We start from the raw sequence: 25,177 nt of genomic DNA, 5'->3' as shown, positions 1-25,177 counted from the left end.
GGGGAGGAACCGGCGGTACGGAGGAAGATCGACCGGCGGTATGGTGTGCCGTCGATTACGCGTCAACTCCGCCTGCAGGCGGGTCGAAAGGGGCGGGGCACACCATGATGGGACCGGCGCACTCTATCTCCGGAGCGGCGGCATGGCTGGGGGTGGGAGCACTCGCCGCCGCGCTCGACCACCCCATGCCCTGGCCGACGCTCGTGGTCGGCGCCCTGATCTGTGCCGGCGCCGCCCTCGCCCCCGACCTCGACCACAAGGCGGCCACGATATCGCGGGCCTTCGGGCCGGTCTCCCGGTGGTTCTGCGAGATCATCGACAAGATCTCGTACGCGACCTACAAGGCCACGCGCAAGCCCGGTGACCCGCGCCGTTCCGGTGGTCACCGCACCCTGACCCACACCTGGGTCTGGGCCGTCCTGATCGGCGGCGGTGCCTCGCTGATCGCCGTGTACGGCGGGCGCTGGGGGGTTCTGGCGATCCTGTTCGTGCACGCGGTGCTCGCGGTCGAAGGACTGCTGTGGCGGCAGGCCCGGGTTTCCAGCGACGTCCTGGTCTGGCTGCTCGGCGCCACCAGCGCCTGGGTGCTGGCGGACGTGCTGGACGGCACCGAGAACGGCAAGGGCTGGCTGTTCACCGAGCCCGGGCAGCAGTACCTGTGGATCGGCATCCCCATCGTGCTGGGCGCCCTCGTGCACTGCATCGGCGACGCCCTGACCGTCTCCGGCTGCCCGATCCTGTGGCCCATCCCGATCGGCCGCAAGCGCTGGTTCCCGCTCGGCCCGCCGAAGGCCATGCGGTTCCGCGCGGGCAGCTGGGTCGAGATCAAGGTGCTCACGCCGGTCTTCTTCGCCGTCGGCGGCCTGGGCGCCCTCGGGGCGCTCGGGGTCTTCGGAGGCTGAGTGCGTTCCCCCTGTCCCGGCCGTCGTGGGGCCGGGACAGGGGAACGGCCACCCCCGGACACGTCTAGCCGTGCCAGGACCGCCACAGGGCGGCGTAGGCGCCGTCGGCCTCGACCAGCTGGTGGTGGCTGCCCAGCTCGCTGATGCGGCCGTCCTCGACCACCGCGATCAGGTCCGCGTCGTGCGCGGTGTGCAGCCGGTGCGCGATGGCCACCACGGTCCGGCCGTCCAGCACGCGGGCCAGCGACCGCTCCAGATGGCGCGCCGCGCGCGGGTCCAGCAGTGAGGTCGCCTCGTCCAGCACCAGGGTGTGCGGGTCGGCGAGGACCAGTCGTGCCAGCGCCACCTGCTGGGCCTGGGCCGGGGTCAGCGCGGTGCCGCCAGAGCCGACCTCGGTGTTCAGCCCGTCGTCCAGCGCGCGTGCCCAGCCGTCGGCGTCGACCGCGGTCAGCGCCGCCCACAGCTCGTCGTCGTCCGCTCCGGCCCTGGCGAGCAGCAGGTTGTCCCGGAGTGTGCCCACGAAGACGTGGTGCTCCTGGTTGACCAGGGCCACGTGCTCGCGCACCCGCTCCGCGGGCATCCGGGCCAGCCGGGCGCCGCCCAGCGTGATCTCGCCCGTCCGCGGGCTGTAGATCCCGGCCAGCAGCCGTCCCAGCGTCGACTTGCCGGCCCCGGAGGGGCCGACCAGGGCCAGCCGGGTGCCCGGGCGGACCCGCAGGCTCACCCCGTGCAGCACGTCGCTGCCGGCGCGGTAGCCGAAGCGCACCTCGTCGGCGTGGACGTCGCGGCCGTCCGGGGCCACCCCCTCGTCCCCCGCGCCCTGCTCGACCTCCCGGACGCCCACCAGCCGGGCCAGCGACACCTGTGCCACCTGCAGCTCGTCGTACCAGCGCAGGATGAGGCTGATCGGGTCGACCAGCATCTGCGCGTACAGCGCGCCGGTGGTCAGCTCGCCGACCGACACCCAGCCGTGCAGTACGAGCGTCCCGCCGATGATCAGCACCGACGCGAGGATCAGCGTGTAGGTCACGTTGATCGCCGGGAAGAGCACGCTGCGCAGCCACATCGTGTAGCGCTCCCACGCCACCCACTGGCGGATGCGGGTGCGCGACAGCTCCTCGCGGCGGTCACCGAGCCGGTGCGCCTCGATGGTGCGCCCGGCGTCCACCGACTCCGCGAGCACCGCCGAGACGGCCGCGTAGCCGGCGGCCTCGGAGCGGTACGCCCTCGGCGCGCGCCGGAAGTACCAGCGGCAGCCCACCAGCAGCACCGGAAGGGCCACGAGCACCGCCAGCGCCAGCGGTGGCGAGGTGGCCGCCAGCGCGCCGAGCAGCAGTCCGCTCCACACGACGGCGATCGCCAGCTGCGGCACGGCCTCGCGCATCGCGTTCGAGAGCCGGTCGATGTCCGTGGTGATGCGGGACAGCAGGTCGCCCGTGCCCGCGCGTTCCAGGACGCCCGGGGGCAGCCCCACCGACCGTACGAGGAAGTCCTCGCGCAGATCGGCCAGCATCCGCTCGCCCAGGATCGCGCCGCGCAGCCGCACCTCCCGGACGAACACGGCCTGTACGGCGAGCGCGGTGGCGAACAGCGCCATGGTGCGCCCGATGTGCAGGTCGCGATGGCCCGCGGCCAGGTCCTCGACCAGCCTGCCCAGCAGATAGGGGCCGACCATCGAGGCGACGACCGCGACCGTGTTCACCGCGATGAGCACGGCGAAGGCACGCCGGTGCCGCCGGGCCAGCTCGCCGACGTAACCCCGCACCGTGGCGGGCGAGCCCACCGGCAGGGTCGTCACGTGCTGCGGCGCGGCCGGGTCGTACTCCGGCGGTTTCACGCCGATCATGCGGATTCCTCGGCTTTCTGGAGTCGTGCGGATTCCTGGAGTTCCTGCTCGGTCTCGCGGGTGACCACGGCGCGGTAGCCGAGGTGGGCGCGGAGCAGTTCGCGGTGCGTGCCGGACGCGCGCACCGAGCCGTCCTCGACGAACACCACGCGGTCCGCCCGGTCAAGCAGCAGCGGGCTGGAGGTCAGGAGCACGGTCGTCCGGCCGGCGCGCAGCGCCCGCAGGCCCTGGGCGATCCGGGCCTCGGTGTGCGTGTCGACCGCGCTGGTCGGCTCGTCCAGCACCAGGACCTCCGGGTCGGCGACCAGCGACCGCGCCAGCGCCAGCCGCTGCCGCTGCCCGCCCGACAGGGAACGTCCGCGCTCGGTGATCCGGGACCGCATCGGGTCCCCGGAGTCGTCCACAGAGGCCTGGGCCAGCGCGTCGAGCACGTCACCGCACTGCGCCGCGGCGAGCGCCCCGGCCGCGGTGACGTTGCCCGACGTGGGGACGTCCAGCAGCTCGTTCAGCGTGCCGGACAGCAGCACCGGTTCCTTGTCCTGGACCAGTACGGCCGCGCGGGCCGCCGCCAGCGGCAGGTCGTCCAGCGCCGTGCCGCCCAGCAGCACCGAGGGCTCGTCCTCCGCCCGGTCCGGGCTGTGCCCGCCCAGCCGGTCGGCGAGGGCGCCCGCCGCGTCCGGGTCCCCGCACACCACGGCGGTCAGTTCCCCGGCCGGGGCGAGCAGCCCCGTCAGGGGGTCGCAGAGGTCGCCCGCCGGCGCCTCCGCCGTGCCTCCCCCGGCCGCCGTGCCGTCGCCGGCGGTGTCCCGCCCCAGCGCGAGCACCCGGGCCGCACGCTTGGCGGACGGGCGGGAGAAGGAGTACGCCATCGCGATCTCCTCGAAGCCCCGCAGCGGGAAGAGCAGGAAGACGACCGTCCCGTAGACGGTGACCAGTTCGCCCACCGTGATCCGCCCGTCCAGCGCCAGCCGTGCGCCGTACCAGGTCACCGCGAGCAGCAGCAGCCCCGGCAGGGCCACCTGCACGGCGCTGATCAGCGCCCACATCCGGGCGTTGCGCACGGCGGCGCTGCGGACATCCTGGGAGGCCTGCCGGTAGCGGGACAGGAACAGCTCCTCGCCGCCGATGCCGCGCAGCACGCGCAGGCCCGCCACGGTGTCCGAGGCCAGTTCCGTCGCCTTGCCCGCCTTGGCACGCTGTTCGTCGGCGCGCCGCGTCGCGTGCGGCAGCAACGGCAGCACAGCCAGGGCCAGTACGGGCACGCCGGCAGCGACGATGAGCCCCAGTTCCGGCCGGTAGACCACGAGGGCGACGGTGACGCCGACGGTCGCCAGCAACGAGCACGCGAAGCGCGCAAGCGCCTCGACGAACCAGCCGATCTTCTCGACGTCCCCGGTGCTCACCGCGACGACCTCGCCGGCCGCGACCCGCCGGGTGAGCAGCGAGCCCAGCTCCACGGTCTTCCGCGAGAGCAGCAGCTGCACCCGGGCGGCCGCGGTGATCCAGTTGGTGATGGCGGTGCGGTGCAGCATGGTGTCGCCGACCGCCGTCACCACGCCCAGGGCGAGGATCAGGCCGCCGGCGAGCGCCAGCCGCCCGCCGGAGCGGTCGACGACGGCCTGCACGGCGATGCCGACTGCGGTCGGGAAGCAGGCCACGGCCGCCATGTGGAGGGTGCCCCACAGCGTTGCCTTGATCTGGCCACCGATCTGGCGCCGTTCCAGCCAGAGCAGGAAACGGAAGCCGGACCGGGTGTCGGGGACACCCGGGTCGGCATGGGGGAGAGCGCGAAGCGACATGACGTCCCGACATCGATGCTGGGGGTGGGAGGAGACGTGCCAGGGTCGCGTCACCGACGTGCCGAAATCAACCGGTTTTTTCCACGGGCGCGTGGAACGGGCTGCGGGCGTGACTCGTCCTCACCGTAGGGATGCGAGGATGGCGGGCGGCGTGTGGAGAGGGACGGTTTCGAGCGATGCGTGGGACGGGGGCGGCGATCGTCGCGGGGGCGCTGGTGCTGCTCTCCGCATGTGTCGGAGGCGCGGGGAAGAGCCGGGAAGGCTCCGGGCGGCCCGCCCAGCAGCCGCCACGCGCCACGGAGCCCGCCCGTGCCGCCGCGACCCGTGAGATACCGGGCGTCGGCCCCGCACTGCGGTCCCGCATCCCGGCCGACTCCCGCCAGGTGGTGGCGGTGTACGGGGACGACGCCAGGTCGGCGGACTCCACCATCGTGCTGTACACCCGGGAGGGCGACCTGTGGAAGCGCGAGCGCTCCTGGTCCGGGCACAACGGGAAGCGCGGCTGGACGACCGGCCATCACGAGGGGGACAGGAAGAGCCCGGTGGGCGTCTTCACGCTCTCGGACGCAGGCGGCGTCCTGGCGGATCCCGGCGCCAGGCTCCCGTACCACCGCTCCCCGGCCTTTGCCGCGCCACGCTCCTGGGCCCGGACGCACTGGCACGACTTCGACCTGGTCATCGCCATCGACTACAACCGGGTGAAGGGCACGTCGCCCCTCGATCCGACCCGTCCCCAGGGCCAGTCCAAGGGCGGCAGCATCTGGCTCCACATGGACCACGGCAGCGGCACGTCGGCCTGCGTCAGCCAGTCCAAGGCGGACATGGAGTATCTGCTGCACACGCTCGACCCGGCGCAGCGCCCGGTCGTGGTGATGGGAGACCGGGCGCATCTGAAGGCCTGACGGTCGCTCAGGAAGCCGTACCGGCAAGTCGGCAGCGCTGAAGAAAGCACAACGCAGGCTGTTTCTGCAAGACGTTGAAAGTTTTTCCACGCGATGTATTGACGCTACCTGCCCGTGGGGCCAGTCTCCTACCCGGAGTTCCCACGGGCGGGAGCTCCGCCCCCACACTCGATGGCCCGGCGCGTGGCTGTCTTCGGGGCACCTTTGTGCCCGAACACGAAGGAGCCGCACCATGAGATCGCGTTTTCTGCGCGCGGGTCTGGCCGCCGTGCTCGCCACGGCAGGTCTGGTCGCCGTGTCGCAGCAGCCGGCCCAGGCAGCACCACCCGGGAACAAGGACGTCACCGCCACTCTCTTCGAGTGGAAATTCGCCTCCGTGGCGAAGGAGTGCACGAACACCCTCGGCCCGGCCGGTTACGGATACGTCGAGGTGTCGCCGCCCCAGGAGCACGTCCAGGGCGCGCAGTGGTGGACCTCCTACCAGCCCGTGAGCTACCGCATAGCGGGCCGGCTGGGTGACAGCACGGCATTCAGGAACATGGTCGACACCTGCCACGCGGCCGGGGTCAAGGTCATCGCCGACGCCGTCATCAACCACATGAGCTCCGGATCGGGCACCGGCACCGGCGGCACGTCGTACACCAAGTACAACTACCCCGGGTACTACCAGGACCAGGACTTCCATTCCTGCCGGTCGAACATCACCGACTACACGAACCGCGACAACGTCCAGAACTGCGAACTCGTCGGACTTGCGGACCTGAACACCGGCAGCGACTACGTGCGCTCGACCATCGCGGCGTACATGAACAATCTCATCTCGCTCGGTGTCGACGGATTCCGCGTCGACGCGGCCAAGCACATGGCGGCGGCCGATCTCTCCGCCATCAAGGCGAAGCTCAGCAATCCCTCCGTCTTCTGGGCGCAGGAAGTCATCTACGGTTCCGGAGAGGCAGTGCAGCCCGGTGAATACACCGGCACCGGTGATGTGGACGCCTTCCAGGGCGCGTACGACCTCAAGCGGATCTTCACCAGCGAGAAGCTCGCCTACCTGAACAACTGGGGCGCCTCATGGGGCGCGGGCTACCTCGCGAGCGGCAACTCGCGCACCTTCGTCGACAACTGGGACACCGAGCGCAACGGCTCCACCCTCAACTACAAGGCCGGCGCGACCTACACCCTGGCCAACGTCTACATGCTGGCGTGGCCCTACGGCTCGCCCAATGTGTACTCCGGCTACGAGTTCTCCGACAACGACGCGGGCCCGCCGAACGGCGGCACCGTCAACGCCTGCTACAGCGACGGCTGGAAATGCCAGCACGCCTGGCCGCAGATCGCGGGCATGGTGGGCTTCCGCAACGCCGTGGCCGGCACCGCGGTGACCAATTGGTGGTCCAACGGAAACAACGCCATCGCCTTCGGCCGCGGCAGCAAGGGCTACGTCGCGATCAACCACGAGAGCGGTTCCCTCACGCAGACCTTTATCACCTCGCTGCCCGCCGGCACCTATTGCGACGTGCAGCACAGTGGTGCCACGTACACCGTGGGCGCGGACGGCAGGTTCACGGCCACCATCGGCGCGAACGACGCCGTGGCGCTCTACACCGGCGCCCCCTGCGGCGGCACGACACCGGCGAGCGGTGCGTCCTTCTCGGTCAACGCCACCACGGTGTGGGGCCAGAACGTCTACGTCGTCGGCAACAACGCCGCGCTCGGCAACTGGAACACCGGCAGCGCCCTGCTGCTGTCCTCGGCGGCGTACCCGGCGTGGAAGCTCGACGTCTCCATGGGCGCGGGCACGTCCTTCGAGTACAAGTACATCAAGAAGGACGCGAACGGGAACGTCACCTGGGAGTCCGGTGCGAACCGCGCGGCGACCGTCCCCGCGAGCGGCAAGGTGACGCTGAGCGACACCTGGCGCGCCTGACCTCTGCCTGTGCAAGCGCCTCAGCAACGACCCGGCGCGGTGTCCAGGACGGCGAGCAACGCCGTCAGGGCATCGCGCTGGTCCGTGTCCAGGGGGGCGAGCAGTTCCTCGGCCGCCGCCCGCCGGGCCTGCCGCAGCCGCCGCAGGGCGCCGTGGCCCTCCTCGGTGAGTTCGATGCGCACCACCCTGCGGTTGGCCGGATCGGGCACCCTGCGGACCATGCCGCGTTCCTCGAGCGCGTCGGTCAGGCTCGTCACCGCGCGCGGTACGACGTCCAGCCGTTCGGCGAGGTCCGCCATTCGGGGCGGGGTCCCGTTCTTGAGGGTGTGCGCGACCGTGCGCAGCATGCGCGCCTGGGCGGGGGTGACGCCCACCGGTTCCAGGTGCCGCCGCTGGGCCCGGTGCAGCCGGCGGGTCAGCCACAGCAGCTGGTCGGCGAGGCGGCCGGTGGCCTCGTCGGTGTCCGCGGCGACGGTGCGGGGTTCCATGGCCAGAGGGTATCAGGAGGCGGTTCATTGTGAGTATAGGTAACAATGAACTACACTCTCATCGCCCTGCCGTACCCGGACCTTTCGGAGGCCCTTTGCACCCCGATGAAACCCCGCGGTGGACCCCGCCGCCCAAGGACCCCGCCAAACCCACCGACGTACGCCGCGTCCTGAGGCTCTTCCGTCCCTACCGCGCCCGCCTGACCCTCGTCGGGCTCCTCGTCGGCGCCGCCTCGCTCGTCTCGGTCGCCTCGCCCTTCCTGCTGCGCGAGATCCTCGACACCGCGATCCCGCAGGGCCGCACCGGGCTGCTCAGCCTGCTCGCCCTCGGCATGATCGCCACCGCCGTCCTCAACAGCGTCTTCGGCGTCCTGCAGACCCTCATCTCCACCACGGTCGGCCAGCGCGTCATGCACGACCTGCGCACGGCCGTCTACGAGCGGCTGCAGCGCATGTCGCTCGCCTTCTTCACAAGGACCCGCACCGGGGAGGTGCAGTCCCGCATAGCCAACGACATCGGAGGCATGCAGGCCACCGTCACCTCCACCGCGACCTCGCTGGTCTCCAACCTCACCAGCGTGGTGGCCACCGTCGTGGCCATGCTCGCCCTGGACTGGCGCCTCACCGTCGTCTCCCTGCTGCTGCTCCCGGTCTTCGTCTGGATCAGCCGCCGTGTGGGCACCGAGCGCAAGAAGATCACCACGCAGCGCCAGAAGCAGATGGCCGCGATGTCCGCCATCGTCACCGAGTCGCTGTCCGTCAGCGGCATCCTCCTCGGCCGCACCATGGGGCGCGCCGACTCCCTCACCCGCTCCTTCGCCGAGGAGTCGGACCGGCTGGTCGACCTCGAAGTGCGCTCCAACATGGCCGGCCGCTGGCGCATGTCCACCATCGGCGTCGTCATGGCCGCCATGCCCGCCCTCATCTACTGGGTGGCCGGCATCGCCGTCCAGGGAGCGGGCAGCGCCGTATCCATCGGCACGCTCGTCGCCTTCGTGTCGCTCCAGCAGGGGCTGTTCCGGCCCACGGTCAGCCTGCTGTCGACCGGCGTGCAGGTGCAGACCTCGCTCGCGCTCTTCCAGCGCATCTTCGAATACCTCGACCTGCCCGTCGACATCACCGAGAAGGACGACCCCGTACGCCTGCCGCGCATCCGCGGCGACATCCGCTTCGAGGGTGTCGGGTTCTCCTACGACCCGGCCGCGCCCGGACGCACCCTCGACGGCATCGACCTGGACGTCCCGGCCGGCGGCAGCCTCGCCGTCGTCGGCGCCACCGGATCGGGCAAGAGCACGCTCAGCTACCTCGTCCCACGGCTGTACGACGTCACCGAGGGCCGCGTCACGCTCGACGGCGTCGACGTCCGCGACCTCGCCTTCGACACGCTCGCCGAGTCGGTCGGCGTGGTCTCCCAGGAGACGTACCTCTTCCACGCCTCGGTCGCCGAGAACCTGCGCTTCGCCAAGCCCGACGCCACCGACGAGGAGATCGTCGCCGCCGCCCGCGCCGCGCAGATCCACGACCACATCGCCGGCCTCCCGGACGGCTACGACACCGTCGTCGGGGAACGCGGCTACCGCTTCTCCGGAGGCGAGAAGCAGCGCCTGGCCATCGCCCGGACGATCCTGCGCGATCCGCCGGTCCTCATCCTCGACGAGGCCACCAGCGCGCTGGACACCCGCACCGAGCAGGCCGTCCAGGAGGCCATCGACGCCCTCTCGGCGGGCCGTACGACCATCACCATCGCCCACCGGCTGTCCACCGTGCGCGACGCCGACCAGATCGTCGTCCTGGACCACGGCCGGATCGCCGAACGCGGCACCCACGACGAACTCCTCACGCTGGACGGCCGCTACGCCGCCCTGGTCCGCCGTGACGCCCAACTGGTCCATACGGCATGATCCTCGGCCATGGAATCCATCGCGGGGGCGGAACTCCCCGGCTACCGGCAGATCGAGGCGGACGCCTGGACCAATGACCACGGCGACGTCGTCAGCCTGCACTGGTTCGACGTGCCGCCGGACATCCCCGCACCCCTGGAGGACCTGCCGCGCCTGCGGCACGCCCTGGCCCACTACACGGCCGGGGCGGGCGGCGGCCTCATAGAGGCGGACGTCCTGCACCTCGGCACGGTGCCCACCCTGCGCCAGGTGATCAAGGTGCCGCTGCCGGACCGGCCCACCGGCCAGGCGTTCCTGGGCAGCTACACCCTGCCGCGGGCCGGCTGCAGCGCCGTGGTGAAGGTGCAGGCCCTGGAACAGGGCACCACCGGGACCCGGGAGGCGCAGGTCCTCATCGAACTCGGCCCCGAGCGCTACTTCATGCCCCACCCGTACGCGTCCGACCTGCGGCAGGGCCTGCCCTTCCACTGGGCCGACGCCCCGCACTACGACGCGCACTTCCCGGAGCACCCCCTCACCCGGGTCCGGGACGCGCTGGCGCAGCTCGCCGTGTCGCTCCATGTCGCCCCGGACTTCGCCGCCCTCCCGCCCTTCACGGGACCGGACGCCGCTCCGGCGCGGTAGCACCGGGTGAGCAAGCGCACATCCCGGCCCGGGCGATCCGCCGCCCGGTGCCGGGCGGCGGCGCTAACGTGAGCCGCGCCGCAGACACCCCAGGAGGTACCCGATGGCCGCGTCCGACCGTTCCGCCCGGCTGCTGGCCAGGCTGCTCGCCACGACGGGCACCGCCCACTTCGTGGTGCCCGGCCCCTTCGACGCGATCGTCCCGCGCGCCCTGCCCGGCGACCCCCGCACCTGGACCTACGTCAGCGGGGCGGTGGAGCTGGCGCTCGCCGCGGGCATCGCCCTGCCCCGTACGCGCCGGACGAGCGCCCTGCTGGCGGCGGGCTTCTTCACCGCGGTCCTCCCCGCCAATGTGAAGATGGCCAGGGACTGTCGCGACCGGCCCGCGCCCCTGCGGAACGCCGCCTACGCCCGGCTGCCGCTCCAGGCGCCCCTCATCGCGTGGGCCCTGAAGGTCAGCCGCGACGCCTGAAAGCCCGTCGTCCGGACCCCGCGGCGACACACCGCCCGGCACGCGCCGGACGGCGCCCCTCGGCCCGCGGAGACCCGGACGACGGGCCCGGGGCCGACCGGCACCACGGGCGTTGTCGGTGCCCCGTTCTAATCTCGAACGGTGACCTCGCCCAGGAGCCTGTCCGTCGCCGTCGTCGCCGATCCCCTGGGGACCGGCGGACGGCTGCAGGCGCTGCGCGAGGACGGCACCGCGGACGGCGTCCCGGAGACGGTGCCCGACCTCGCGGCGGCCGTCGCCGAGCGCGAGGCCCGGCAGGCGCCGCGCTGGGTGTGGGCGGCGACCGACGACATCTACCCCCCGCTGCTCGACCGGCTCCCGGCGCGCCCGGCCCGCTGCCACGACCTCAAGCTCGTCGAGGCCTTGCTGCTCGGCTCCGAGGAGCGCTGGGGCCTGCCGCGTTCCCTGGGTGCCGCCTGGGCCCGGCTGCGCGGACTCCCCGTGCCCGACGACGCACCCGAGGGCGGCCCCGACGACCAGCCGGTGCTCTTCGCCGCCGACCGCCACCATCTGCCGCCGGGCACCGACCCGCTGGAGGCCGTGGTCGCCGTCCACGCCGATCAGCAGCGCCGGATCACCCTGTCCGACCGTCCCGACCGGCTGCGGCTGCTGTGCGCCGCCGAGTCCGCCGGGGCGCTGGCCGCCGCGGAGATGACCTGGGACGGCCTCCCCTGGAGCGCCGCCGCCCACGACGCGGTCCTCACCGGACTGCTCGGCCCCCGTCCGGCCGGCGGGGCCCGCCCCAAGGTGCTGGCCGAACTCGCCACCGGCGTCCAGGAGGCCCTGGGCCGCCCCGTCAATCCCGACTCGCCCGCCCAGCTGCTGCCCGCCTTCGAGCGCGTGGGCGTGAGGATCACCTCCACCCGCTCCCATGTGCTGCGCGAGGTCGAGCACCCGGCCGCCGCGCTGCTGCTGCGCTACAAGGAGCTCTCCCGGATCCACAGCGCCCACGGCTGGGCCTGGCGCGAACACTGGGCGCCGGCCGGGCGGTTCCGCCCCGAGTACGTCGTGGGCGGGGTCGTCTCGGGACGCTGGGCCAGCCGCGGCGGCGGAGCCCTGCAGATTCCCCGGCAGATCCGTGCCGCCGTGGTCGCCGACCCCGGGCACCGGCTGGTCGTCGCCGACGCGGGGCAGCTGGAGCCGCGCGTCCTCGCCGCGCTGTCCGGCGACCCCGGGCTCGCGGCGGCCGCCGCCGAGGGCGATCTCTACGCCGCCCTGGCCCGCACCGCCTTCGGCGGCGACCGCGGGCGGGCCAAACTCGGCCTGCTCGGCGCCATGTACGGGCAGACCAGCGGCGAGGTCGGGCCGCTGCTGGAGGTCCTGCGCCGCCGTTTCCCCGACGCCATGCGGCTGGTGGAGTCCGCCGCGCGCACCGGGGAGGGCGGCGGTGTCGTCCGGTCCCATCTCGGGCGTACGTCACCGCCCCCGTCCGCCGACCGCCAGGACCTCACCGACGCCCAGGCCCGGGCCTGGGGCCGCTTCACCCGCAACTTCGTCATCCAGGCCACGGCGGCCGAATGGGCCCTGGCCGTGCTGGCCTCGCTGCGCCGCCGCCTGGCCGCGCTCGACGGCCGCCCGCGGTTGGTGTTCTTCCTGCACGACGAGGTCATCGTGCACACACCGCAGGAGCTGGCCCCCGCCGTCGAGCGCGCCGTCGCCGAGTCCGCGGACGAGGCCCGGCGCCTGCTCTTCGGCACGGCGTCCGTGCCCTTCCCGCTGCAGACCCACGTGGTCGAGTGCTACGCGGACGCGAAGTGAGCGGCGCGGGGTCAGTCCGTCACGAGCACGACCTCCAAGGTGCGCGGTCCGTGCACGCCCTCCACCCGGTCCAGCTCGATGTCGCTGGTGGCCGAGGGCCCCGAGATCCACGTCAACGGCCGGACGGGGTCGAGCCGTTCGAGCGCCTGCGGCACCGAGTCCACGACCTGCTCCGGGACGCGTACGACGATCACGTGATGGTCCGGAACGAGTGTGATCCTGCGCCGCCCCTGATCCGGTCCGGCGTCGAGCACGATCGTCCCGGTCTCCGCGATCGCCACCGCGCAGCCGGTGACGACGCTGTCGACGGCGTCCAGTTCGTACGGCGTCAGCGCGGCCGAGTCGGCCACCGGCTCGACGTCCTGCGCCGCCGACAGCCACTGGGCGGGCAGCCCGGGCGGGACGACGACCCGGCGGGCGCCGCGCGCGGCCAGCAGGCCCGCGAGCCGGCCGGGCAGTTCGTTGCCGGTCGCGCGGTGGACGATCGCGCGGTAGTCGGCGAGGTTCTCGGCGAGCAGATCGGCGGTCTGCGCGGCGTCGCGGTGCCCGTGGACGCGCAGATAGCCGCGCTCCACCGCCCCGCCGCCCGGCGCGGCCTCTCGCGGCACGTCCTCCAGGGCGCGGCGGATCCGTCCCAGGATCTGGTCACGGGTGCTCACTTGGTGCCCTCCCTGCCTTCGGTGCCGGTGCCGGTGCCGGTGCCGGTGCAGCTACGCGTGCCCGCCCCCCGGGTGCGCTGCCACCAGTCGCGGAAGGACTCCGCCGGCACCGCCGGAATGTCACGGGTGTCGGTCCATGCCTTCCCGGGCCCCGGCAGCCGCCGCGGGTGCAGCCTCCGGGTCCGCGCCGCCAGCCGCTGACCGGTGCGCAGCGCCGCCGGGTGGTCCAGCGCCCAGCGGGCCGCACGCATGGCCGCCCGCTCCGCCGCGTGGCCCTTGGCGGGCCTGAGCGTCACCTTGTTGCCCGCCCGGGTCACCTCGCCGCCCTGCACGACGCGCTCCCGCAGGTGGACGAGGACCTCCGGGATGTCGATGGCGACCGGGCACACCTCGTAGCAGGCGCCGCAGAGGGTCGAAGCGTAGGGGAGCGAGGCGTCGAGCGCGGTGTCCGTGCCGCGGAGCTGCGGGGTGAGGATGGCGCCGATCGGCCCCGGATAGGCCGAGCCGTACGCGTGCCCGCCGGCCCGCTCGTAGACGGGGCAGACGTTGAGGCAGGCGGAGCAGCGGATGCAGCGCAGGGCCTGCCGGCCCACCTCGTCGGCGAGAGTGTCGGTGCGGCCGTTGTCGACGAGGACGAGGTGGAAGGCGCGGGGTCCGTCCTCGTCGGTGGTGCCGGTCCAGGTGCTGGTGTACGGGTTCATGCGCTCGGCCGTGGAGGAGCGCGGCAGCAGCTGCAGGAACACCTCCAGGTCCTGCCAGCTCGGCAGCACCTTCTCGATGCCGACCACCGAGATCAGGGTCTCCGGGAGCGTAAGGCACATGCGGCCGTTGCCCTCGGACTCCACGACGACCAGGGTGCCGGTCTCGGCGATCATGAAGTTGGCGCCCGAGATGCCGACCTTGGCGCGCAGGAACTTCTCCCGCAGGTGGAGCCGGGCGGCCTCCGCCAGTTCGGCGGGGGAGTCGGAGAGGCCCTCGGGGGCGGGGCGGCCCCAGCGGCCCATCGCGTCGTTGAAGATGTCGCGGATCTCGGACCGGTTGCGGTGGATCGCGGGCACCAGGATGTGGCTGGGCAGGTCGTCGCCGAGCTGCACGATCAGTTCCGCGAGGTCGGTCTCGTAGGCGGAGATCCCGGCCTCGGCGAGCGCCTCGTTGAGGCCGATCTCCTGGGTCGCCATGGACTTGACCTTGACGACCTCGGTCTCGCCGGTGGCCCGCACCAGATCCGCCACGATGCGGTTGGCCTCGTCCGCGTCGGCGGCCCAGTGGACGGTGCCCCCGGCGGCGGTGACCGACTCCTCCAACCGCACCAGGTAGTGGTCCAGATGACGCAGCACGTCGTCCTTGATCGCCTTGCCCGCCGCGCGCAACTGCTGCCAGTCGTCGAGCTCGGCGACGGCGCGCGCCCGCTTGTCGCGGATGGTGTGGGTGGCGTGCCGCAGGTTGCCGCGCAGGGTGTCGTTGTGCACGGCCTCGCCGGCGGCGACGGGGAAGGCCGGCATGCCCAGGTAGGTGCCGCTCATCGGATGCCTCCGTAGGGCCGCTCCTCGGTCGAGGCGAGGATCTCGGCGAGGTGGACCGGCCGGACCTCGGAGCCGAGCCGGGCGAGGGTGCCGCCGATGTGCATCAGACAGGAGTTGTCCACCGTGCACACGGCGCGCGCGCCGGTGGAGGTGATGTTGCGGGCCTTGTCCGCGCCCATCGCGGCGGAGACGGCCGCGTTCTTGACGGCGAAGGTGCCGCCGAAGCCGCAGCACTCCTCCGCGCCCGGCAGTTCGACCAGCTCCAGCCCCTTCACATGGCTGAGCAGCTCCAGCGGGCGGCGGCCCAGGCCCAGCATCCGCAGGCCGTGACAGGTCGGATGATAGGTGACCGGGTAGGGGAAGTACGCGCCGACATCCGTCACCTTGAGCACATCGGTGAGGAACTCGGTCAGCTCGTAGGTGCGCGGCACGACGGAAGCGGCGACGGCGGCGAGGCCGTCCCCCCGCCCCTCGGTGCGGGCCTTCGCGCCGATCCGGGGGTAGTTGTCCCGCACCATGGCGGCGCAGGAGCCGGACGGCGTGACGATGCAGTCGTAGCCCTCGAAAGCCTTGGCGTACCGCCGGACCAGGGGTTCCGTCTCATGGCGGTAGCCGGTGTTGAACTGCGGCTGGCCGCAGCAGGTCTGCGCGGCGGGGAAGTCCACGGTCACCCCCAGCCGCTCCAGCAGGGTCACGACGGCCTTGCCTGTCTCCGGGTACAGCGTGTCGTTCACACACGTGACGAACAGTGCTACGCGCATGCGGCCTCCTCACGGTCGGCACGGCCACCCGTGGGCTCATACTGCCGTATTCGCCCCGCACCATGGGGCAGAGATCGGATGTCTGCGCGTCGCAGAGGGTGCCATTGACGAGCCATGTCGAGGTGTCCTAACGTCCCTGCCATCATAATTGAAACCTTTCATATCAGACCCGAGAGGCCAGGGCCGACCGTGCAGCGCGTCTGTTTCCTGTTGAAGGTCCGAAAGGACCGGCTCGCCGAGTACCGCGAGCGCCACGCCGCCGTCTGGCCCGAGATGCTGGACGCGCTCTCCTCCACGGGCTGGCACAACTACTCCCTCTTCCTCCGTGACGACGGTCTGCTCGTCGGCTACCTCGAGACCGAGGACTTCGCGGCCGCGCAGGAGGCGATGGCGGCGACCGAGGTCAACGCCCGCTGGCAGGCGGAGATGGCGGACTTCTTCGAGGCCCTGGACGGCTCCCGGCCCGACGAGGCGATGCGACCGCTCACGGAGGTCTTCCACCTGGCATGACGGCGCGGCCGCCGCCCGCGTGAACGGCGCTCCCCGCACCGGAGGCCGCGAGTCCGCTCCGCCGCCCCGTTCGACCACCCGGACGCAGTGGGCGCCGACGCCGTCACCTGATTTCTCCCAGGTTGCCCGGGGCCTTCAGGCCGGGGAGGAATGGGTGCTTGGGCCGGAGCCGCGAAGCGGCGGAGTTCTCTGCGCATCCGGTCTGACCTGTGTTCTCTTTCGTTGTCAGTGGGGGCTGTTAGGTTCCCGAGCATGACGGCAGCAGTGAGCGGGCAGGGGTCCGGGTACGCCCGGTACACCTACCGGCTGCGGGTGTCGTCCACCGCGGGTGCCGGCCTGGAAGCGGAGTGGGCGCGCTGCCGGTGGGTGTGGAACGAGTGCGTGGCCATGTCCCGCAAGGTCCACGGCCTGAACAGGACCGCCGAGCAGAAGATCACGTGCGGCCCCGCGCAGCTCGACACGATGCTGACCGAGGCCCGGCGGTCGATGGCGTGGCTGCGGGAGGGCAGCTCGGTGCCGCAGCAGCAGACCATCCGGGACTTCGCGAAGTCCCGCGCCAAAGCCGTGAAGGACATCACGGCACGCCTGCCCATGAGGCAGCGGGCCGGGATGCCCCGCATCAAACGCAAGCGCGAGGCCGCCTTGACGCTGAACTACACCACCCGCGGTTTCAGGCTCAAGGACGGACGCCTGCACCTGGCCGGCGGCATCGTGCTGACGGTGGTGTGGTCCCGCGACCTGCCGTCCGCGCCGTCGTCGGTACGCGTGTACCGGGACAGCCTCGGCCACTGGTACGCCTCGTTCGTCGTCGCGGTCGAGGTGCAGCCGCTGCCCGCCACCGGCGCAGTGATCGGCGTGGACTGGGGCGTGCGTGAGACCGCGACCACGACCAGCGACGTCCACGACCTGCCCCACGCTCAGCACGGCAGGAGTGCCGCGGCGAAGCTGGCCCGCTACCAGAAGATGATGGCCCGCCGGCGTACCGCGGGGAACACGCCCGACACCGGCGGCTACCGCAAGGCCCGCCGGGCCGCCGCGAAGGTGTCCACGAAGATCGCCCGCCGGCGGCAGGACACCGCCCGCAAGTGGGCCAAGCGCGTCGTGACCGACCACGACGCGATCGCGGTCGAGGACTTTAGGCCGAAGTTCCTCAGCCGGACCACCATGGCGCGCAAGGCGGCGGACGCCGCGATCGGCGCCACGAAGCAGGCCCTGATCGAGATGGGCCGCAAGCACGGGCGGGACGTCCGCCTGGTGCATCCCGCGCACACCACCATGGACTGCGCGTCGTGCGGAGCGAGAACCAAGCACGCACTTCCTCTTTCGGAACGTACCTACACCTCCACCGCGTGCGCAGCCGTCTCCCCCAGGGACAAGAACTCCGCCCGCGTGATGCTGGTCCGGGCTGGTCTCAACCCGGCTGGTGCCGATCGTGTAAGCGCTGCTGGACCGCCGGTCCCCAGCCCACGTGAGCCAGGAATCCCCGCCCATTAGGGCGGGGAGGATGTCAAGAATGCGTAGCATGAACCCGCGACCGCGGCCTGCGGCGGGCCGGCGGCAGGAGGTAGGGCGGAACTCGTGACACGCATGGTGGGGATCAAGGATGTCGCCCGGCAGGCGGGTGTTTCGGTCGGCACGGTGTCGAACGTCATCAACCGGCCGGACATGGTCTCCGAGGACACGCGTACGCGCGTGCTGTCGGTCATCGAGCAACTCGGCTACGTGCGCAGTGAGTCCGCCCGGCAGTTGCGGGCGGGCCGCAGCAGGATCATCGCGCTGCTCGTGCTCGACATGGCCAACCCCTTCTTCGTGGACGTCGCCTCCGGGGCCGAGCGGGCCGCCCGCGAGACCGGACTGGGCGTGATGCTCTGCAACAGCGCGGAGAGCCCCTCGGAGGAGTCCGACTACCTCGGGCTCTTCGCCGAGCAGCGGGTGCGCGGCGTCCTGGTGACGCCCGCCGACACCAGCGGCCGGAACATCGCATCCTTCCGGCGGCACGGCATCCCCTTCGTCTTCGTGGACCGCGTGGTGCCCAGCGCCGAGGCCTGCTCGGTGTCCGTCGACGACATCGAGGGCGGTCGCCTCGCGGTCGACCACCTCATCGAGCGCGGCCACGAGCGCATCGTCTACGTCAGCGGTCCCATGCACCTCGCCCAGTGCCAGGACCGCCGCACCGGCGCCCTGAACGCGCTCGCGGCCGCAGGTCTCCCCGCGGAGTCCCTGGCGCACATCGAGGCCGACCGGCTCGACGTCCCCTCCGGACGTGACGCGGGCGCCCGGCTGCTCGGGATGGCCAACCGCCCGACCGCCGTCTTCTGCGCCAACGACCTGCTCGCGCTGGGCGTCCTGCAGGCGCTGTACGCGGCGGGCATCGCGGTGCCGGAGGAGATCGCGCTGGTCGGTTACGACGACATCGAGTTCGCGGCGGCGGCCGCGGTGCCACTGACGTCCGTGCGGCAGCCGGCGTACCGGATGGGGCGCGCGGCGGCGGACCTGCTCATCGAGGAGACGGGGGACGAGGCGGAGGAGCACGAGCACCGGCGCATCGTCTTCCAGCCCGAACTCGTCGTCCGCGCCTCCACCCTCGGCAAGATCGGCCGCGCCGCCCGCTGAGCCCTCCGGCGCGCCGGGGCCGGCGCCGTCAGCCGGCCGCGGCCACCGGTTGCGGCACCTGGGCCCCGTCCTGGGCGCGCAGGAAGGCGCGGAGCTCGCGGACCGCGCTGCGGCCGGCCCGGTTGGCGCCGATCGTGCTGGCGGAGGGACCGTAGCCGATCAGGTGGATGCGGGGGTCGGAGGCGACCTGGGTGAGCCCCTGCAGGCGGATGCCGCCCCCGGGCTCACGCAGGTGCAGCGGGGCGAGGTGGTCCAGGGCCGCGCGGAAACCGGTGGCCCACAGGATGACGTCGGCCGCGACGTGGCGGCCGTCCGCCCAGGTGACGCCGTCGGGGGTGACGCGGGCGAACATGGGGCGGCGGACGAGGATGCCGCGCTCCCGGGCGCGCTCCATCGCCTCGGTCATGGGCAGCCCGGTCACGCTGACGACGCTCTGGGGCGGCAGACCGTGCTTGACGCGTTCCTCGACCAGCGCGACGGCGGCCCGTCCGTGCTCCTCGCCGAAGGGGCCGCTGCGGTAGACCGGGGGCCGCCGGGTCACCCAGGTCGTCGCGGCGGCGCCGCCCGGCTCGTGGAGCTCCATCAGCAGCTGGACGGCGGAGGTCCCGCCGCCGACCACGATCACGTGCTTGCCCGCGAACTCCTCGCGCCCCCGGTAGTCCGCGGTGTGCAGTTGCCTGCCGCGGAAGGTCTCCTGGCCCGGGTAGCGCGGCACAAAGGGCCGGTCCCAGGTGCCGGTGGCGTTGACCAGCCCGCGCGCGGCCCATGTTCCGGCGTCGCTCTCGACGAGGAGGCGCCCGCCGGGGCCCTCGCGGACCGCGGAGACGTCGACGGGGCGGTGCACACGCAGGTCGAAGGCACGCTCGTAGCGGTCGAAGTACTCGCCGACGACCTCGGCGGACGGCCGGTCGGGGTCTGCGCCCTCGAGCTCCATGCCCGGCAGCGCGTGCACGCCGTGCGCCCTGCCGTACGTCAGCGTCGGCCAGCGGAACTGCCAGGCGCCGCCGGGGCCGGGGGAGTGGTCGAGGACGACGAAGTCCTCGTCGGGGCGCAGCCCGGCCCGTCGCAGGAAGTAGGCACCCGAGAGTCCGGCCTGCCCGGCCCCGATGACGGCTACGTCGACATCCACATGGTTCACGTTTCCACTAACTATGCGCGTTCGCGGAAGCTTCCCGCGGACACCTCACGCCGCAGCCGTGCCACCCGTGCCGCCGCCTCCTCCAGGCGGGACAGCGGCAGGTCGCCGTCGGCGACGGCGCGGGTCGCCGCCGTACGGATGGCCTCCCGGACGCCCGAGCCGCAGCCCGGGCCGAGCTGGAGCAGATCCACGCCTGACAGCCAGGCCAGTACGGCCGCGCCCGGCACGCCCCAGCCCTCCACGACCTCGTCGGTGTCGAGCGGTTCGCTGATCACGACCGCTCCCTCGCCGGACTCGTCCCGCAGCAGTTCCATGACCGCCGGCCCGCTGAGCGCGGCGGGGACACCGACGGTGACCGCGCCGGCCCGTTCCAGGCCGCGCCGGAGCCATTCCGGCGGCCTGCGGGTACGGCCGACGGGCAGCAGGCAGACGTCGACCAGTGCGGCGACGCGGTGCGGTGCGTACACGTGGGTCCCCCTTCGGCACTCGGGCGGGCGGAGCCGACCCTATCCCGATCGACGGCAAGTGGTCCAGACCAATCGGGGATGGCCGCTCCGATCAGGACAACCGTCCCACCGTTCAGCGCCCTCCGGAGAGCAGCAGCGGCGCGCCTCCCGGCGCGGAGGCGGGCCGGCCGTTGGCCGCGGGGACGCCCGCGAGCGGTGCGGCGGGTGGCCGCTCCAGCAGCCCCCGCGCGGCCAGTTCGGGCATGACGCCCTCCCCGAACCAGTAGGCCTCCTCCAGGTGCGGATAGCCGGACAGCACGAAGTGCTCGACGCCCAGGGCGTGGTACTCCTCGATCCGGTCGGCGACCTGCGCGTGGCTGCCGACCAGGGCGGTCCCGGCCCCGCCGCGCACCAGGCCGACCCCCGCCCAGAGGTTCGGCGAGATCTCGAGCCCGTCCCGGGAGCCGCCGTGCAGGGCCAGCATCCGCTGCTGCCCCACCGACTCGCTGCGGCCGAGCGCCTCCTGCGCTGCGGCGATCGTGTCCTCGTCCAGGTCGTCCAGGAGCCGGTCCGCCGTGGCCCACGCCTCCTTGGCGGAGTCGCGGGAGATCACGTGGAGCCGGATGCCGAAGCGCACCGTCCGCCCCTCGGCCTCGGCGAGCCCGCGGATCCAGTCGGTCTTCGCCTTGACCTGCCCGGGCGGTTCGCCCCAGGTCAGGTAGACGTCCGAGTGCCGGGCGGCCACCGGCCCGGCCGCCGGCGACGAGCCGCCGAAGAAGATCTGCGGCACCGGGTCGGGCGGCAGCGCGGTGAGGCCGCCCTCCACGCGGTAGTGCTCCCCGTCGAAGTCGAAGGGCCGGCCGCCCCACACCCCGCGCACCACCGACAGGAACTCGTCGGTGCGCGCGTAGCGGGCGTCGTGGTCCAAGTGGTCGCCGAAGCGCCGCTGCTCGGTGGAGTCCCCGCCCGTGACGACGTTGAGCAGCAGCCGCCCCCGGGTGATCCGCTGGTACGTCGCCGCCATCTGCGCCGCCAGGACCGGGGAGACGACCCCCGGCCGGAACGCGACCAGGAACTTCAGCCGCTCGGTGTGCTGCGACAGCGCGACCGTGGTCAGCCAGGCGTCCTCGCACCAGGTGCCGGTGGGCGTCAGCACGGCCTCGAAGCCGAGCTGGTCGGCGGCCCGCGCGATCTGCGCCAGGTAGTCGATGTCGGGTGCCCGCACCCCGGAGACCGGGGTGACGCGCGAGCGCTTGATGCCGTCGTAGGTATAGGCGTGGCGGTCGACCAGGGTGCGGCCGTCGCCGCCCGTGGGCAGGAACCAGTGCGGGTGTACGGACATGCGCGGCCCTTTCAGTACGTGCGTGCTGCGGTGGTGGAGGCGGGTAGGTCCCCGTTGAAGCGCTTGTCGACGAAGGAGGCGAAGTCGACGTGCCCCGGGACGAGCCCGAGCCGCTCGAAGGTGTCGGCGATCTTCTGCTCGGAGGCGACGGCGGCGTCGTCGACGGCCACGGTGACCCGGGTGCCGTTGCTGCGCTTCACGGAGTCCAGGGCAACCTCGTACGGCAGACTGGTCTCCTTGGCCCACACCCTGGCCCACTCCTCGGGGTGCTCGTGGACCCAGTCCTGGGCGCGGCGCAGCCGCTTGAGGTAGTCGCCGACGGCCGCCGACTTCGCCTTGTCGGCGAGCGCACCCGGCGCTGCGACCTGGAAGGAGAGCCCGTTGACCCGACCGGTGCCCGTGGTCAGGACACGCGCGCCGTTGTTGCGCAGCACCTGGGAGGTGTACGGGTCCCAGATCGCCCACGCGTCGACCTTGCCGCCGCTGAAGGCCGCCAGTGCGTCGGCGGGCTGCAGATAGCTGACCTCGACGTCACGGAGGGACAGACCGGCCGCCTGCAGTGAGGCGACCAGCTGGTAGTGCGCGGAACTGCCCTGGGCGACGGCGATCCGCTTGCCCTTCAGCTCGGCGGGCTTCTTCAGTGCCGACCCCTTGGGGACGACGATGGCCTCGCCCTCGGAAGAGCCGTGCGAGGCCCCCACGACGGTGATCTCCGACTTGGAGCCGGCGGCGAAGACCGGCGGGGTGTTGCCGACGCCGCCGATGTCCACGGCCTTGGCGTTGACCGCCTCCAGGAGCGGTGGACCGGAGGTGAAGGTCGACCACTTGATCCTGTACGTGAGGTCGTCGAGCTCGCCCGCCGCCCTCAGGACGGCCTCGGAACCGCCCTTCTGGTCGCCGACGTTCAAGGTGACCGAGCCTTTGCCGTCCGTGCCGTCACCCGCCCCGCCCACGGAGCTGTCGGCCGAGGAGGCACCCCCGCAGGCGGCGAGAAGGAGGGCGAGGGGGAGCAGCAGGGCGGAGGTGATGCGCTGGGTTCTCATGACGGTGCCGTTGTCCTTCTCGTGAGGGCGGTTCAGGCCGCTTCGGCGGCCGCCGGCGCGTCGACGCCGAGTTCGGCCAGCAGACGGGAGCGCAGGGCGGTGAAACCGGGGTCGCCGACGTCGCGCGGGCGGGGCAGCGCGACCGGGGTCTCGTGGGCGATGACCCCGTCCCGCATGACCAGCGCCCGGTCCGCCAGGAGCAGTGCCTCGTCGACGTCGTGGGTGACGAGCAGCACCGCGCAGCCGCGCCGCTGCCAAACCTCCGCGACCAGGCGCTGCGCCTTGATGCGGGTCAGCGCGTCCAGCGCCCCGAAGGGCTCGTCCAGCAGGAGCAGATCGGGCTCGCGCACCAGAGCCCGGGCGAGTGACGCGCGCTGGGCTTCGCCTCCCGACAGGGTCTTCGGCCAGGCGCCGAACCGATGCCGCAACCCGACCTCCTCCAACGCGCTGTCCGCCACCGCCCGTTCCGGCCGTACCTGCAGCCCGAGCAGGACGTTGCGCCACACCCGCTTCCACGGCATCAGCCGCGGCGCCTGGAAGGCGACGGCGCGTTTGTCGGGCACCAGGACGGTGCCCTCGATCTCCCGGTCGAGCCCGGCCAGGACGCGCAGCAGAGTGCTCTTTCCGCAGCCGCTGCGGCCGAGCAGCGCGGTGAACTCGCCCGGCCGGAGCGTCAGATCGAGCCCGTCGATGACGGGACGGCCACCGAAGGAGCGCGTGAGCCCGGTCACGCGTACGGCGGCGGGGCGGGCCTCGGGACCGGCGGCGGGGCCGGCCTCGTCGGGGCTCACTGGCCGGTGAAGTTCGGTCGCCATTGCAGCAGCAGCCTTTCGAGAGCGCGGACGACGATGTCGGCGGCGAGGCCGAGGAAGGCGTAGACGACGAGGCAGACCACGATCACGTCGGTCCGCAGGAAGTCCCGGGCCTGGGTCATCAGGAAACCGATGCCGTCACTGGCGTTGATCTGCTCGCCGAAGACCAGCGCGAGCCACGCGGTGGCGAGCGAGTAGCGCAGCCCCGTCATCGCGCCGGGCAGCGCGCCCGGCAGGACGACGTGCCGGATCAGGCCCCAGCCGGACAGGCCGAGCGAGGTGCCCGCCTCGATGAGCTGCTCGTCGACGCCCCGGATCCCCGCGTAGACGTTGAGGTAGAGGTGGAAGGCGACGCCGAGCGCGATGAGGGTGACCTTGGGGGCCTCGCCGATCCCGAGCCAGATGATGAACAGCGGTATCAGTCCGACGAACGGCACGGCGCGCAGCATCTGCACGCTCGCGTCGATCAGGTCCTCGCCCAGTCGCGACAGCCCGGACAACAGGGCCAGGGCGATGCCGATCGCGCCGCCCAGGAGCAGCCCGATCGCCACACGCTGCAGCGACACCATCATGGCCGAGGGCAGTTGACCGCTCGTCACGAGATCGGCGGCCGTGCCGGCGATCGTGCCCGGTGAGGCCAGCACCTCCGGCCCCAGCACGCCGGTCGCGCTCAGCAGCTGCCACAGCGCGAGCAGGAGAAGTGGACCGGAGATCCGGCGCAGCCAGCGCGGCAGCGGCCTGCGCCGGGCGGAGACGGGGACCACGGGCCGCAGCTCCGGAGCGTCCGCAGCAGAGACGGCGGGAAGGACGTCAGCTGATATGACGGATATGTCAGGTGGGGCTTTGCTGATGCTCATGAGAAGGCTCCACGTCTGGGGCGGCGATAAGCGGACGCGCACGCCCGTACGCACACGGAACCCGTCAGGCGCGGGAATGAGCCGTGCGCCTGGCTACGGCGACGCGTTCGAGGGCGGTGCGGGAGAAGCGCTGGGAGCGCGCGAGCACGGGCGCGACAGCGCGAGAAGCTGTGAAGGCGTCAGCAGCCGCGGCGACAGGCGGCGGAGGCCACCCGCAGCAGGTCGATGTGACCGCGCGTGGTGAGCAGAACGGGACGCGACATGCCAGTGACCGTAGCGACGCCGTCCGGATGGCGTCAACGGCGTCTCGGCCCTCGGAACGCCCGCTGGGCACCACCCCTGGAACGCGGAAGGCTCGCGAGTGGGCCACCATGGTCACATGGCCGACGCTTTCTCCACCCGCACCATCGACATCACCACCGGCAGCCGCGAGACGGTCCACGACCTGACCGCCGCCTGCGCCGACTTCCTCGACGCGGTGGCCCGCGGCCGCGACGGGCTGCTCAACGTCTTCGTCCCGCACGCGACCGCCGGGGTCGCGGTCATCGAGACCGGCGCGGGCAGCGACGGCGACCTGCTGGCCGCGCTCCACGACCTGCTGCCCGCCGACGACCGCTGGCGCCACCGCCACGGCAGCCCCGGTCACGGCCGCGACCACGTGCTGCCCGCCATCGTGCCGCCGCACGCCACGCTCCCGGTGATCGGCGGCCGGCTGGAACTCGGGACCTGGCAGTCCGTCGTCCTGGTCGACACCAACCGCGACAACCCCCGCCGCCAGGTCCGGCTGAGCTTCCTCGGCTGAGGCGACCGACCAG

24 protein-coding genes are annotated in these 25,177 nt (G+C 72.6%); 11 read left to right on the top strand and 13 right to left on the bottom strand.

What is annotated here, in order from left to right; genetic code table 11:
- Positions 1-104 precede the first annotated feature (104 nt).
- On the top strand, positions 105-902 hold the full coding sequence (locus ACWDAS_RS31505) for a metal-dependent hydrolase (protein ID WP_450397792.1): 798 nt from the start codon (positions 105-107) through the stop codon (positions 900-902).
- Between the two features lie 64 nt (positions 903-966).
- On the opposite strand, the gene ACWDAS_RS31500 is transcribed toward ACWDAS_RS31505, so the two are convergent.
- Together ACWDAS_RS31500 and ACWDAS_RS31495 are read right to left on the bottom strand one after the other, a co-directional pair.
- A complete protein-coding gene (locus ACWDAS_RS31500; RefSeq protein ID WP_450397790.1) occupies positions 967-2,748 on the bottom strand; it encodes an ABC transporter ATP-binding protein in 1,782 nt (593 codons plus the stop codon).
- The gene (locus ACWDAS_RS31495; protein WP_450397788.1) at positions 2,745-4,547 is read right to left on the bottom strand and encodes an ABC transporter transmembrane domain-containing protein; all 1,803 of its coding nucleotides are present in this window, start codon (positions 4,545-4,547) and stop codon (positions 2,745-2,747) included. The genes ACWDAS_RS31500 and ACWDAS_RS31495 overlap by 4 nt, the downstream gene beginning before the upstream one ends.
- 176 nt (positions 4,548-4,723) lie before the next feature.
- Here ACWDAS_RS31495 and ACWDAS_RS31490 point away from each other — a divergent pair, with 176 nt between their 5' ends.
- Both ACWDAS_RS31490 and ACWDAS_RS31485 read left to right on the top strand, forming a co-directional pair.
- The gene (locus ACWDAS_RS31490; protein ID WP_450397786.1) at positions 4,724-5,449 is read left to right on the top strand and encodes a L,D-transpeptidase family protein; all 726 of its coding nucleotides are present in this window, start codon (positions 4,724-4,726) and stop codon (positions 5,447-5,449) included.
- A 232-nt stretch (positions 5,450-5,681) separates the two neighbouring features.
- The gene (locus ACWDAS_RS31485; RefSeq protein WP_450397784.1) at positions 5,682-7,376 is read left to right on the top strand and encodes a carbohydrate-binding module family 20 domain-containing protein; all 1,695 of its coding nucleotides are present in this window, start codon (positions 5,682-5,684) and stop codon (positions 7,374-7,376) included.
- A 20-nt stretch (positions 7,377-7,396) separates the two neighbouring features.
- Here ACWDAS_RS31485 and ACWDAS_RS31480 read toward each other — a convergent pair whose 3' ends face one another.
- The gene (locus ACWDAS_RS31480; RefSeq protein WP_450397783.1) at positions 7,397-7,864 is read right to left on the bottom strand and encodes a MarR family winged helix-turn-helix transcriptional regulator; all 468 of its coding nucleotides are present in this window, start codon (positions 7,862-7,864) and stop codon (positions 7,397-7,399) included.
- Positions 7,865-8,034: 170 nt separating this feature from the next.
- On the opposite strand from ACWDAS_RS31480, the gene ACWDAS_RS31475 reads away from it, so the two are divergent.
- From ACWDAS_RS31475 to ACWDAS_RS31460, 4 genes are all read left to right on the top strand, one after another.
- Entirely contained in the window at positions 8,035-9,765 is a 1,731-nt protein-coding gene (locus ACWDAS_RS31475) for an ABC transporter ATP-binding protein (RefSeq protein WP_450397866.1), read from the top strand.
- Between the two features lie 9 nt (positions 9,766-9,774).
- Positions 9,775-10,389 carry a hypothetical protein gene (locus ACWDAS_RS31470; RefSeq protein ID WP_450397781.1) on the top strand — a complete coding sequence of 205 codons (615 nt, stop codon included), beginning with the start codon at positions 9,775-9,777 and terminating at the stop codon, positions 10,387-10,389.
- 103 nt (positions 10,390-10,492) lie between these two features.
- Positions 10,493-10,861 carry a DoxX family protein gene (locus tag ACWDAS_RS31465; protein WP_450397779.1) on the top strand — a complete coding sequence of 123 codons (369 nt, stop codon included), beginning with the start codon at positions 10,493-10,495 and terminating at the stop codon, positions 10,859-10,861.
- Between the two features lie 141 nt (positions 10,862-11,002).
- Complete coding sequence (locus ACWDAS_RS31460; RefSeq protein WP_450397777.1) at positions 11,003-12,658, top strand: bifunctional 3'-5' exonuclease/DNA polymerase; 1,656 nt, start codon at positions 11,003-11,005, stop codon at positions 12,656-12,658.
- An 11-nt stretch (positions 12,659-12,669) separates the two neighbouring features.
- Here ACWDAS_RS31460 and ACWDAS_RS31455 read toward each other — a convergent pair whose 3' ends face one another.
- From ACWDAS_RS31455 to ACWDAS_RS31445, 3 genes are read right to left on the bottom strand one after another with little or no spacing between them, the layout of a single operon-like run.
- Positions 12,670-13,317, bottom strand: a complete 648-nt coding sequence (locus tag ACWDAS_RS31455; protein ID WP_450397776.1) for a LutC/YkgG family protein — start codon at positions 13,315-13,317, stop codon at positions 12,670-12,672.
- Positions 13,314-14,840, bottom strand: coding sequence for a lactate utilization protein B (locus tag ACWDAS_RS31450; RefSeq protein ID WP_450397775.1), 1,527 nt, complete (start codon positions 14,838-14,840; stop codon positions 13,314-13,316). Before ACWDAS_RS31450 ends, ACWDAS_RS31455 begins: the two co-directional genes overlap by 4 nt.
- Positions 14,837-15,601, bottom strand: a complete 765-nt coding sequence (locus tag ACWDAS_RS31445) for a (Fe-S)-binding protein (protein ID WP_450397774.1) — start codon at positions 15,599-15,601, stop codon at positions 14,837-14,839. Before ACWDAS_RS31445 ends, ACWDAS_RS31450 begins: the two co-directional genes overlap by 4 nt.
- Before the next feature lie 189 nt (positions 15,602-15,790).
- Between ACWDAS_RS31445 and ACWDAS_RS31440 the strand changes: the two genes are divergently transcribed.
- From ACWDAS_RS31440 to ACWDAS_RS31430, 3 genes are all read left to right on the top strand, one after another.
- Positions 15,791-16,111, top strand: a complete 321-nt coding sequence (locus ACWDAS_RS31440; RefSeq protein WP_450397772.1) for an L-rhamnose mutarotase — start codon at positions 15,791-15,793, stop codon at positions 16,109-16,111.
- 252 nt (positions 16,112-16,363) lie between these two features.
- Positions 16,364-17,605: an RNA-guided endonuclease InsQ/TnpB family protein gene (locus ACWDAS_RS31435; protein ID WP_450397771.1), complete on the top strand. Its 1,242-nt coding sequence runs from the start codon at positions 16,364-16,366 to the stop codon at positions 17,603-17,605.
- A 93-nt stretch (positions 17,606-17,698) separates the two neighbouring features.
- A complete protein-coding gene (locus tag ACWDAS_RS31430; RefSeq protein WP_450397864.1) occupies positions 17,699-18,724 on the top strand; it encodes a LacI family DNA-binding transcriptional regulator in 1,026 nt (341 codons plus the stop codon).
- 28 nt (positions 18,725-18,752) lie between these two features.
- Here the strand turns inward: ACWDAS_RS31430 and ACWDAS_RS31425 are convergent, their stop codons facing one another.
- The 7 genes from ACWDAS_RS31425 to ACWDAS_RS31395 form a co-directional block, all read right to left on the bottom strand.
- Complete coding sequence (locus tag ACWDAS_RS31425; RefSeq protein ID WP_450397862.1) at positions 18,753-19,853, bottom strand: NAD(P)-binding domain-containing protein; 1,101 nt, start codon at positions 19,851-19,853, stop codon at positions 18,753-18,755.
- A 20-nt stretch (positions 19,854-19,873) separates the two neighbouring features.
- Positions 19,874-20,329: a hypothetical protein gene (locus ACWDAS_RS31420; protein ID WP_450397769.1), complete on the bottom strand. Its 456-nt coding sequence runs from the start codon at positions 20,327-20,329 to the stop codon at positions 19,874-19,876.
- 112 nt (positions 20,330-20,441) lie between these two features.
- Positions 20,442-21,650 carry an LLM class flavin-dependent oxidoreductase gene (locus ACWDAS_RS31415; RefSeq protein WP_450397767.1) on the bottom strand — a complete coding sequence of 403 codons (1,209 nt, stop codon included), beginning with the start codon at positions 21,648-21,650 and terminating at the stop codon, positions 20,442-20,444.
- Positions 21,651-21,661: 11 nt separating this feature from the next.
- Positions 21,662-22,693 carry an ABC transporter substrate-binding protein gene (locus ACWDAS_RS31410; RefSeq protein ID WP_450397765.1) on the bottom strand — a complete coding sequence of 344 codons (1,032 nt, stop codon included), beginning with the start codon at positions 22,691-22,693 and terminating at the stop codon, positions 21,662-21,664.
- Positions 22,694-22,725: 32 nt separating this feature from the next.
- On the bottom strand, positions 22,726-23,508 hold the full coding sequence (locus tag ACWDAS_RS31405; RefSeq protein WP_450397763.1) for an ABC transporter ATP-binding protein: 783 nt from the start codon (positions 23,506-23,508) through the stop codon (positions 22,726-22,728).
- Positions 23,481-24,362 carry an ABC transporter permease subunit gene (locus ACWDAS_RS31400; protein WP_450397762.1) on the bottom strand — a complete coding sequence of 294 codons (882 nt, stop codon included), beginning with the start codon at positions 24,360-24,362 and terminating at the stop codon, positions 23,481-23,483. The genes ACWDAS_RS31405 and ACWDAS_RS31400 overlap by 28 nt, the downstream gene beginning before the upstream one ends.
- Positions 24,363-24,541: 179 nt before the next feature.
- The gene (locus ACWDAS_RS31395; RefSeq protein WP_354795648.1) at positions 24,542-24,625 is read right to left on the bottom strand and encodes a putative leader peptide; all 84 of its coding nucleotides are present in this window, start codon (positions 24,623-24,625) and stop codon (positions 24,542-24,544) included.
- Positions 24,626-24,741: 116 nt separating this feature from the next.
- Between ACWDAS_RS31395 and ACWDAS_RS31390 the strand changes: the two genes are divergently transcribed.
- Positions 24,742-25,164 (top strand): YjbQ family protein, encoded by a 423-nt coding sequence (locus tag ACWDAS_RS31390; RefSeq protein ID WP_450397761.1) that lies wholly within the window; start codon positions 24,742-24,744, stop codon positions 25,162-25,164.
- The last annotated feature ends 13 nt before the right edge of the window (positions 25,165-25,177 follow it).

The sequence above is a fragment of the Streptomyces sp. NPDC001070 genome (genome assembly GCF_053598835.1).
The sequence above is the reverse complement of the archived record's forward strand: the minus strand, read 5'-3'. Positions and strand labels throughout refer to the sequence as shown.

What these genes read in the sequence shown, in the direction of transcription:
- ACWDAS_RS31505 (WP_450397792.1), top strand. Translation starts at nt 105, where the DNA reads ATGATGGGACCGGCGCACTCTATCTCCGGAGCGGCGGCATGGCTGGGG.
- ACWDAS_RS31500 (WP_450397790.1), bottom strand. Translation starts at nt 2,748, where the DNA reads ATGATCGGCGTGAAACCGCCGGAGTACGACCCGGCCGCGCCGCAGCAC.
- ACWDAS_RS31495 (WP_450397788.1), bottom strand. Translation starts at nt 4,547, where the DNA reads ATGTCGCTTCGCGCTCTCCCCCATGCCGACCCGGGTGTCCCCGACACC.
- ACWDAS_RS31490 (WP_450397786.1), top strand. Translation starts at nt 4,724, where the DNA reads ATGCGTGGGACGGGGGCGGCGATCGTCGCGGGGGCGCTGGTGCTGCTC.
- ACWDAS_RS31485 (WP_450397784.1), top strand. Translation starts at nt 5,682, where the DNA reads ATGAGATCGCGTTTTCTGCGCGCGGGTCTGGCCGCCGTGCTCGCCACG.
- ACWDAS_RS31480 (WP_450397783.1), bottom strand. Translation starts at nt 7,864, where the DNA reads ATGGAACCCCGCACCGTCGCCGCGGACACCGACGAGGCCACCGGCCGC.
- ACWDAS_RS31470 (WP_450397781.1), top strand. Translation starts at nt 9,775, where the DNA reads ATGGAATCCATCGCGGGGGCGGAACTCCCCGGCTACCGGCAGATCGAG.
- ACWDAS_RS31465 (WP_450397779.1), top strand. Translation starts at nt 10,493, where the DNA reads ATGGCCGCGTCCGACCGTTCCGCCCGGCTGCTGGCCAGGCTGCTCGCC.
- ACWDAS_RS31450 (WP_450397775.1), bottom strand. Translation starts at nt 14,840, where the DNA reads ATGAGCGGCACCTACCTGGGCATGCCGGCCTTCCCCGTCGCCGCCGGC.
- ACWDAS_RS31445 (WP_450397774.1), bottom strand. Translation starts at nt 15,601, where the DNA reads ATGCGCGTAGCACTGTTCGTCACGTGTGTGAACGACACGCTGTACCCG.
- ACWDAS_RS31435 (WP_450397771.1), top strand. Translation starts at nt 16,364, where the DNA reads ATGACGGCAGCAGTGAGCGGGCAGGGGTCCGGGTACGCCCGGTACACC.
- ACWDAS_RS31430 (WP_450397864.1), top strand. Translation starts at nt 17,699, where the DNA reads ATGGTGGGGATCAAGGATGTCGCCCGGCAGGCGGGTGTTTCGGTCGGC.
- ACWDAS_RS31415 (WP_450397767.1), bottom strand. Translation starts at nt 21,650, where the DNA reads ATGTCCGTACACCCGCACTGGTTCCTGCCCACGGGCGGCGACGGCCGC.
- ACWDAS_RS31410 (WP_450397765.1), bottom strand. Translation starts at nt 22,693, where the DNA reads ATGAGAACCCAGCGCATCACCTCCGCCCTGCTGCTCCCCCTCGCCCTC.
- ACWDAS_RS31405 (WP_450397763.1), bottom strand. Translation starts at nt 23,508, where the DNA reads ATGGCGACCGAACTTCACCGGCCAGTGAGCCCCGACGAGGCCGGCCCC.
- ACWDAS_RS31400 (WP_450397762.1), bottom strand. Translation starts at nt 24,362, where the DNA reads ATGAGCATCAGCAAAGCCCCACCTGACATATCCGTCATATCAGCTGAC.
- ACWDAS_RS31395 (WP_354795648.1), bottom strand. Translation starts at nt 24,625, where the DNA reads ATGTCGCGTCCCGTTCTGCTCACCACGCGCGGTCACATCGACCTGCTG.
- ACWDAS_RS31390 (WP_450397761.1), top strand. Translation starts at nt 24,742, where the DNA reads ATGGCCGACGCTTTCTCCACCCGCACCATCGACATCACCACCGGCAGC.